5 protein-coding genes and 1 pseudogene are annotated in these 9,084 nt (G+C 32.5%); 3 read left to right on the forward strand and 3 right to left on the reverse strand.

The window, feature by feature from the left end:
* Positions 1 to 58 precede the first annotated feature (58 nt).
* Both ABY905_RS02835 and ABY905_RS02840 read right to left on the reverse strand, forming a co-directional pair.
* Complete coding sequence (locus tag ABY905_RS02835; protein WP_372640238.1) at positions 59 to 2,080, reverse strand: cache domain-containing protein; 2,022 nt, start codon at positions 2,078 to 2,080, stop codon at positions 59 to 61.
* Positions 2,081 to 2,103: 23 nt separating this feature from the next.
* On the reverse strand, positions 2,104 to 2,661 hold the full coding sequence (locus ABY905_RS02840; RefSeq protein WP_372640240.1) for a hypothetical protein: 558 nt from the start codon (positions 2,659 to 2,661) through the stop codon (positions 2,104 to 2,106).
* 195 nt (positions 2,662 to 2,856) lie between these two features.
* Between ABY905_RS02840 and ABY905_RS02845 the strand changes: the two genes are divergently transcribed.
* Positions 2,857 to 5,928 carry a histidine kinase gene (locus tag ABY905_RS02845; protein WP_372640242.1) on the forward strand — a complete coding sequence of 1,024 codons (3,072 nt, stop codon included), beginning with the start codon at positions 2,857 to 2,859 and terminating at the stop codon, positions 5,926 to 5,928.
* 6 nt (positions 5,929 to 5,934) lie between these two features.
* Here ABY905_RS02845 and ABY905_RS02850 read toward each other — a convergent pair whose 3' ends face one another.
* Entirely contained in the window at positions 5,935 to 6,756 is an 822-nt protein-coding gene (locus tag ABY905_RS02850) for an aminotransferase class IV (protein WP_372640244.1), read from the reverse strand.
* A 347-nt stretch (positions 6,757 to 7,103) separates the two neighbouring features.
* Here ABY905_RS02850 and ABY905_RS02855 point away from each other — a divergent pair, with 347 nt between their 5' ends.
* Positions 7,104 to 7,385 carry a hypothetical protein gene (locus ABY905_RS02855; protein ID WP_372640246.1) on the forward strand — a complete coding sequence of 94 codons (282 nt, stop codon included), beginning with the start codon at positions 7,104 to 7,106 and terminating at the stop codon, positions 7,383 to 7,385.
* Between the two features lie 83 nt (positions 7,386 to 7,468).
* Positions 7,469 to 9,084 (forward strand): annotated as a pseudogene (locus ABY905_RS02860) (hypothetical protein); the annotation flags it as partial.

Consider the following 9,084-nt stretch of genomic DNA (forward strand, 5'->3'; position numbering starts at 1 on the left):
AAGTGGCAAAAAAAATTCCTTCTCTAAAATATAGAGAAGGATATATTATAATTTATATCTAATTATTAGAATTCCTATGTTCTAAAGGAATTTTAAAATAGAAGACAGATCCCTCACCAGTCTGTGATTCTACCCAAATTGAACCCTTTAAGTGTTGCACAATTTGTCTGGCAATACTTAAACCAATACCTGTTCCACCAAATCGTCTGTTGTAACTTTCTTCACCTTGTCTGAATCTGTCGAAAATATAGGATTGCTTTTCAACTGAAATACCAATACCTGAGTCTTTCACCCAAAATATCATAGCATCCTTCGCATGCTTAAAATCCACTTCGACCTGTCCTTGCTTTGTGAATTTCAAAGCATTATCAATTAAATAGCTCAATATCTGCTTTAATCTTATGGCATCAAAATAGATATGTGTTTCTTCCAATCTGGAAGAATCAGGAAAAACCAAATTAAGTTCCGCTTTCCCAATATTTTCTTTTATCGGCTCAAATTTATCTTTCAGCTCAATAAATATATTCTTCAAATCAAAGTTTGAATAGCTAATATTAACGGTACCAGACTCTAATATTGAGAAATCGATAATATCATTAATTAATGCTAATAATGAATTGCTATTATTCACAATGTGACCAATAAACTCATTCCGGTACTCAAGACTAAGTCCATCTTGCTGTAAGAGCTGAGAGAAGCCAACAATAGCATTCATTGGCGTTCGAATCTCATGAGTCATGTTCGAAAGGAATGCAGATTTAAGCTTGTCTGATTTTTCAGCAAGTTCTCGAGCCTGTACGAGTTCATTTTCCTTCTTGACTCTGGTATCTATCATCACATTGACCGTAGAAGCCATATTCTTAAAATCAGAAAAGTTAAGCTTCTCAACATCAATTTTCACAGATTCTGTCGATGCCATTTTAAAGAACTCATTAAAAGAATCAATACTCTTATTCATTTTCGATGACAATAGTCTAGCAGCGAGAAAAAGCATTACAAAAGTCATCACGATTAATAGTATAATTCTCAGGCTATAATTAATAAGTCGATCATATAACTCAAGTTTTCTTTTAGAAATTTCTTTCTCAAGACCATCCGTATGAAAACCAGACCCTAAAATCCAGTTCCATTCGTCAATATTAAAAAGGTAAGTCACCTTTTCTCCTTTAGCCAGATTATAGCTTATAAATCTATCTTTCTTTTCTCCTATCGAAAACAATATTTTTCTTGATATATCAATATCATCTTCATCAAAAGTTCTATAATTTCGCCCTAGATACTTATCATTTTTATGAAGAAGACATGTTCCATTTTTAGAATAAATAAAGAAGTAATTATCTTCGTCTACCTTCATATTTTTAATTCTCTCAATACAATCAGCTTGAATCGACTCTAGAAAATCATCAGCATAAGCAAAACTCCCCAAGTACCAATTAAGAGGTTTAAACTTCTTAATATATGATATCTTCGTATAGGCATTAAACTTATTAGGATTACTTTTTGATCCCTTATACTTAATAAAGCATTCATCAGCCTCTCTTAAATGATTTAATTCATTCACAACCAACTGGTTTTGGTTGATATCCTTATAATTAAGCAAAGATTTCCCTTCCCATTTTGGATTTCGTGGATAGAGAACACCAACACCATCGAGCGTATTTATAAAAACATATCTCTTATGGGAGTTAAACTCAAAGGCAGATATCGCTTCTTTAATTCGCTGTTTTATAGCCTCTTTTGATAAAACATTCTTATTTTTATTATAAATATATTGAGCAATCTCATAAGCCTGATCAACATTGGTCTTTAGATTTTCTCGAATGAGTTCTTCGGATTGGTTTTCTTTATACTCGATATATTCGAGACACTTCTTAGTATTTTGAATCAATGTTGACTTATGCTCCTCAATATATCTATCTCTTAGTGAGTTCGATTCAGCATGGAATTTTGAATACTCATTATAGATCCATATCGACCCAACAATAATAAGAATAAGGCTTGATAGCGAAGAAAAAAGAAGAAGGTAAGCTCTACCAATGCTGATATTCTGAAAATGTCTGAAAATTTTAAATTGTTTCAAGGCATTAAATTTTAAGTCGATGATTAACGAAAGTTATCAATAATTAATTTGAATATCGGGTTAAAAAGATCAAAATTCCTTTTAAGCTCATCAAGGATTGTGTCATCAATGGGATTTATTGAGTCTTGCTCAAGACTTGAATAATGATTCAAGATCGGTCGTTGATATCTTCTGACTTTCAAACTTAATATAAAATGAGGGATTTTTCGATATTCAGCATGTATTGTAAACTGATTTTCTCTAATATAATCGTTATCAATTAGAAAATTATAGATATCAATAAAATGAACCGAAGAATTACCTAAGAAACTTCGAAGTTCAAATTTTTGTACCAAAGGAATTTCGTAAAATAAAGCTAGTTCTTTATTAAAAGAAGGTAAATATTCAATTAATACCCTATTATGATTTATATTAACATGATCGAACTCAAAAGACCATTTTAGATCATGATAAGCCTTGAGTTCCTTTTTTATGGCATATAAAAGTTTTATTCGAGGAAGTACAGTCAATATAAAATTCGTATTAGAGGCAAACAAATCTTCTGCTTGGGAGATATTTTGAGTATTTAATTCAGCTTTCATAAATTTCAGATTTAAAAAGGACATCCAAAACTAAACAATCTCAATGTAAACAGCACTTTTTACCAAAGCTATTTTCTATCAAAAAAATGCTGAAATCATGATAATACTTAGTTGTAATTAATATAACTTATCTATAAATGCAATTTGACAAACTTGACAGTTAAATAATTAAAGCATATTTCTTATTATTGTAGAATGTTTAAAAAGATTTTAGCAAAACATATCAGCATAATAGTATTGATATTGCTTAACACCTGTCTATCAGAGGCGTCGAGTCGATATCGATCTTCACTTACACTAAACGATGGCTTACCAAGTAATAATATACACCAGATATTTTGTGATTCCCGAAATATCGTTTGGATAGCCACGGATGCTGGTTTTTTTGAATTTGACGGAGGAAAAATAATTATTCGTAAGGAATTACAACAGCTCTATGGTGAAAGAATTTCATCAATATGTGAAGACAATGATACCAACCTTTGGCTAACGGTCGCCAATATAGGCCTATGTTATTTTGATGGGTACACCATTAAAATTTACAGTCATGAAGAATTGGGCCTAAAGAATGGTATACAAACTGTTTATTTCAACCAGAGTCTGAATCAACTTATAATTGGAACAACAGAGGGAGCATATAAAGTCTCAATTGCTAATAAAGAAAAACTTGAGTTAACTCCCTTGGAAGCCAATGTGAAAATAAACATTTCAGGTTTCGTTAAAAATAAAAATAAGTTTCACGCTATATCAAACCAACCTCAAAGTATCTTTGAATGCAATTTCACAACTAACCAACTCAAGCTATTAGAAAGAGACGAGTATCTTCCTGTTATAGAATTCAACCAATTTAACACAGCTCAACTTATAAATAATCTTGCTCTTAATAAGGACGCATTTAAAATTCGAAATCACACGGATGGTGAAATTGAGTGTGAAATAGTTCAAGTTAGTCAGGTTAAAGATGAAAAATTCTATCTGGTACGGTATTTTATTGCAGGTATCGAACACCGAAGAGTATTAAGAGTTTTTGAGCAACAAGTTGAAGATTTCTCTGGGTCAAATAATATTGAGGATATTTTTGTACAATCAATTTTCGTAAATGAGGGTGAAAATAATATTTGGCTAGGTACCAGAAATAAGGGTATACTAAATTTCCAGAATTCAATGTTTCAATACTTTGATGCATCCTATTTTCATCTGGATGATCTCTCTATCGTAGATATTGAAACTGATAAGAAAGGCTATATCTATATTGCAACCAATAATGAGATTATATATTTTAAAGAAAATAGAGTTCAAAAACGAATTCCAACTTCAAAACTATGCACTATTACTGAAGGCTGTCAACCTGCGGTTTGTGAACAAAAAATTCAGATATATGATATTTTAAATGATGGTAAATCACAATTATGGTTGGCCACGAATATGGGGTTTTATACTCTCAATTTGAAAAATGACGAGATAAATTTTCTAGGAATAAGTCCAGCAAAAAAATTCGAATTCACTTATACTAATGAGCTTTGTTGCATATGGGACAATGAATTTATTGTTTTTTCAGGCCATAACTTTCAAAAGAAAATCTTCACACAAAAGATATCAGAATCAACTGAATTTGAAGTGACTAAGATGATATCCAACAAAAAAGAAATTTGGTTCTCTTCGAAACAAGTTGGGCTTTTCAGATATGGGTCAAGTAAAATTGAACAATTTACTAAGGAGAACTCAGAGATTCATAATAGCATCAATGACTTTCTTATTCTACCTGATGGTAATATGATTGCTGGTGGAAATAATGGTCGTATCTACAAATTAAAATACGAAAATAATGAGCTTCATATTTTGGATGTAATCGACCAAAACCTAGGTCTTTCGGGCACCTCAGTACAGGGCTTTCAGTATATAGAAGATGGTTATTTATGGTGTGGAACAAACGAAGGTGTTTATCGTTTCGATTATAAATCATGGAAACCTGATTCTACAATTCGTTATCACTTTTGGGATCATAAAAAGGGATATTACGATCGGAGTGGTAAAAACTCTTTAGTTGATAACGATCAAAATATCTGGGTAATAACAAATACTCAACTTCTAAAAATCACAAACTCAATGGTTAATCAGGCCGAAGAAAGCACATGCTCTCTAAGCCTTAAGAACATACAGATTTACAACAAAGATTGGCTACGAGATCCTTCAAAAGTTTGCCACTGGACTAGCAAAATTATTGGTCCTATAAATCTGTTACACGATCAAAATTACCTGACATTCTCTTATGGTTTCCAAAATTGCTTAAATTCAGGCGAGAATGCTTATCGTTATCAATTGAAAGGCTTTGATAAAGAATGGTCAGATTGGAGCTCAAATACTCAAGCTGTTTATTCCAATCTCCCAAGTGGAGAATTTATCCTAAACATTCAGGGCAAACATCTAAATAAAGCACATACCGTTCCTTTCTCAATCAATGTATCCATAGCATACCCATGGTGGGAAAAGCTCTGGTTTTATGCTATTACATTTGCAGCTTTAGTGGGGCTCATAATTGCAGGCATGAGAATTTACGCTCGTAAGATTCGTAAGGAAGAGGAAAAAAGAAATGAGATAAACACTAGTATTTTAGGGCTTAAGATGAAAACACTTCAAAATCAACTAGACCCTCATTTCATTTTCAATGCACTTAACTCGATTCAAGGCTATATTCTTGAACAAGAAACTGAAAACGCACTAGATTATCTATCTGACTTCTCGACGGTATTACGTAAGAATATTAATAATGCGGATAAAGATTACATTAGCCTTTCAGACGAAATCGCATATCTAAAGCACTATGTGAAGCTAGAGCAAATGCGTTTTATGGATCGTTTTATTTTTGAAATTGTCTTAAGCAAAGAAATAAACCCTTATAATTATTACATTCCTCCCATGCTTATACAACCTTTCATTGAGAGTGCTATAAAATTTGGAATTTCAACAAGCAAGGGTGATGGTCTAATTCTTATCAATTTCGATTTGGAAAACAATAACTATATTCGATGCACAATTGAGGATAATGGGATTGGACGTTCGAAATCGAAAGAGTTTGACGCAGAAAGCCGAAAGTCATCTCATGAAAAAACAATGCAAATCATTCAAGAAAGAATATCCTTGCTGAATAAAATGAATCAAAATACACTCAAATACGATTATAAAGTATTCGATTTATATGATGAGACTCAGAATCCAGTTGGAACAAAAGTTGAAATAGGGTTGCCTTACCGTAAAACAAATGACTAGATTTTCCTATATCTGTTTCTGTATATAGTCAGCCAACTCATTTCTATATACTTCTAAAAGCAACTTTAGTAAATGATGATTGACATCAAATGACAGGACATTTATACGACGAATGGGAAGTATTTGAGGTGAAGTTCCGGTTAAAAATGCAGAATCGTATTTAGAAAGACTACTGTACGGAATTTTTTCTTTTAAAACAGGCACTCCCATTCTTTCGCATATCTCAATTACTTTACCACGTACAATACCATTTAACACTTCATTATCAGGAGCTGTTACAAGCGTATTATCTTTAATTAAGAAGAGGTTGGAGCGGCTGCCTTCGGTAATATTACCAAGATTATCCATTAAAATCACTTCGAAAATATCGGGACTCGATATCACTGTATTGGTGTACGTACGAAGCTTGTGATTATATACTTTGGCATTAGGATTACGTCGTTCTGCATTATAGACTATTGTGCTTACTCCCTCTTGATATTCTTGTTGTGTAGGATATATATGATTGATAAAATAGCAATAAAAGTTGCGATCGTTTTGATGAATATTGAATACAATTTTAATATTTCCCTCAACGACGCCATTCGAACCAATTACTAGCTTAATTTTCTCAACAAGTTCAAAATAGTTCAACCAAACGAACTGCCCTACCTTTTTTGCTGAACTTACCAAACGAGTCAAATGCTCTATTAAGAATACGGGCTTCGAATTTACAACACGGATTACTTCATAAAGAGATAATCCAGTTCTAAAGAATTCAACTCGAAATTCGCTTGTATCCTTTAGTCTACTGTTGTGTAAATATTTGTATTGAGAACATTCGGTCATATTCTTATTTCATTCAGGTTTGACTTGCAAATTAAACATTTTTTTGAGGATTTAGTTCTGACATTAAATTTCAAAATTTTAATTGCATTACAAATTCTCTTTTTAAATTTGAGCACCATTTCCTTATTCGAAGAATCTCAAGTTTTTATAAAGAAGTTGTTGATGCAAATAAAGAATTATCTGGGGGAATGCTGGAATTCCTTGTAGATTAGATTAAGCACCACATTTTTGAAGAAGATCAAGATTATAAGAAATACGTATAATTTGGTGTATATTTGTAAGCAATTGCCAAATAGCTTATTTTTTTAAGCTCAGGCTTGTCCAATAATAAAACTAAATTTTAAAATATGGCCAGTAGAAGAGACTTTAAAAAAGACGTAAATTTCTTGACCAACGAAATCTTCATGCGTAGTATTATTCATTTAGAGTTCTTTGGGAAAAGAAATTCAGATGAGGTTTACAACATTATGAATGAAGCTGCCGATGCTCGCAATAACTACGTTGCACGTATCAATCAGAAAATTGATAAGAAGGCCGATATTAAGCCTCATTTTAAATTGATTTACGATGATTTGCTAAAATCAACTCATGACCTTCTTGAGAAAATTGACAATCTGGATATCGAATAAAACTTAATATCAAACATTTACAAATGCAAAGGCTAATAGCCTTTGCATTTTTTTATGCGACACAACCAAAAACAACTCAACTAATGAAAAAGTTATTATTCACGTTAATTGTAAGCTCATTTCTATCGATAAGTATAGCTCAAACGAATAAAAGAGCCTTGCAACACAGCGATTACGACGGATGGAAAGACATCAAAAGCCACACAATATCAAATAATGGAGATTGGCTTAGCTACGAAATCAATCCTCAGAAAGGTGATGGTTACCTTTATCTTTATCAGCATTCAAAAGCTAAACTAGATTCCTTCCCTAGAGGATACGATGCCCAATTCTCAGAAGATTCAAAAAATTTAATATTTAAGATTAAAGCTCAGTTTGATACCATCAGACAAGCTAAACTAAAGAAGGTGAAATCGAAGGATTTACCTAAAGATTCTTTAGTTACCTTAAACTTAGCAAGTCATAAACTAGAGAAATACGCCAACTTAAAATCCTACAAAACAGCTATTGATAATGGTGAATGGATGGCTTTTTTACTGGAGACTCAAAAAGTAGTGAAGGACACAACTAAAAATGCCCGAAAGACTAAAAAGAAGAAAAAATCAAAAAAAGACAAACCTGAAGTAGGCGATTTAAAGCTTAAAAACTTACTTACCAACGAAATTATTAGCTTTCCAAATATAAGTGATTACGCTCTTTCAAGAAATGGACAAGCAGTATCATTCATCACTCAAGGCCAGGATAGTATTTCTGAAGCTAAAGTTTCAATCCTGAATTTCGAAGACAAGAATTCGATTCAACTTTTTCAGAATGTAGGACTAGCCAAGAAACTGAGCATTGCTGCAGATGGAGATAAAATAGCTTTTATTTTTTCAGCAGACACCTCTAAGCAGAAAACGTACAATTTGCAATACTTCGATACGAAGTTGAAGCATTCTAAAGTGATTTTGGATTCAGAGAACACTGATGTTACCAAAGCTTGGTGCGTGAATGAGAACAGCAATTTGGATTTCTCAAGGGATGGTAAGAAACTGTATTTTGGTATTGCACCAAAAGCTGAAAAATACAAACTGGATACACTTTTAGATGATGAAAAATACAAACTGGATATTTGGAGCTGGAAAGATCCTCTTCTACAGTCGGAGCAAAAAGTAAATCTTAAAAAAGAGCTAAAGAAAACTTACTTAGCGGTTTACAATACCAAGAAAAAAACAATCAATCAACTTGCTGATAAAAGTCTACCTCAAGTTAAACTTTACGACCATGGTAACGCTAATTTGGCCTTAGGAAGTTCTTCTTTACCATATCAAATGGAAGAGTCGTGGAATGATTGGTTCAAAAATTATTATTTAGTTAATACAACAACAGGTCAATCAGAATTGGTATTAACAAGGAAGAATGCCAAAGTTGAAATTTCACCATCTCAAGAGTTCTTATACTGGTACGAAACGGCTGATAGCACTTGGAATATTTACACTATTGCAAACAGAAAATCGCGAAAATTAACCTCTGATATTCCTTACAACTTTTACTCTGAAACTCACGATACACCAAGTGATCCGAGACCATACGAAATAATGGGTTGGACGAAGGATGACAAATACATCCTAGTTCAGGATCGCTACGATATTTGGAAAATTGACCCAAAAGGAAAAGAGAAAGCGATAAACCTAACAGAGGGATTAGGTCGTAAAGAAAA

It is taken from the genome of Ancylomarina sp. (assembly GCF_041555295.1).
Taxonomy (GTDB): Bacteria; Bacteroidota; Bacteroidia; order Bacteroidales; family Marinifilaceae; genus Ancylomarina.

What these genes read in the sequence shown, in the direction of transcription:
- ABY905_RS02840 (WP_372640240.1), bottom strand. Translation starts at nt 2,661, where the DNA reads ATGAAAGCTGAATTAAATACTCAAAATATCTCCCAAGCAGAAGATTTG.
- ABY905_RS02845 (WP_372640242.1), top strand. Translation starts at nt 2,857, where the DNA reads ATGTTTAAAAAGATTTTAGCAAAACATATCAGCATAATAGTATTGATA.
- ABY905_RS02850 (WP_372640244.1), bottom strand. Translation starts at nt 6,756, where the DNA reads ATGACCGAATGTTCTCAATACAAATATTTACACAACAGTAGACTAAAG.
- ABY905_RS02855 (WP_372640246.1), top strand. Translation starts at nt 7,104, where the DNA reads ATGGCCAGTAGAAGAGACTTTAAAAAAGACGTAAATTTCTTGACCAAC.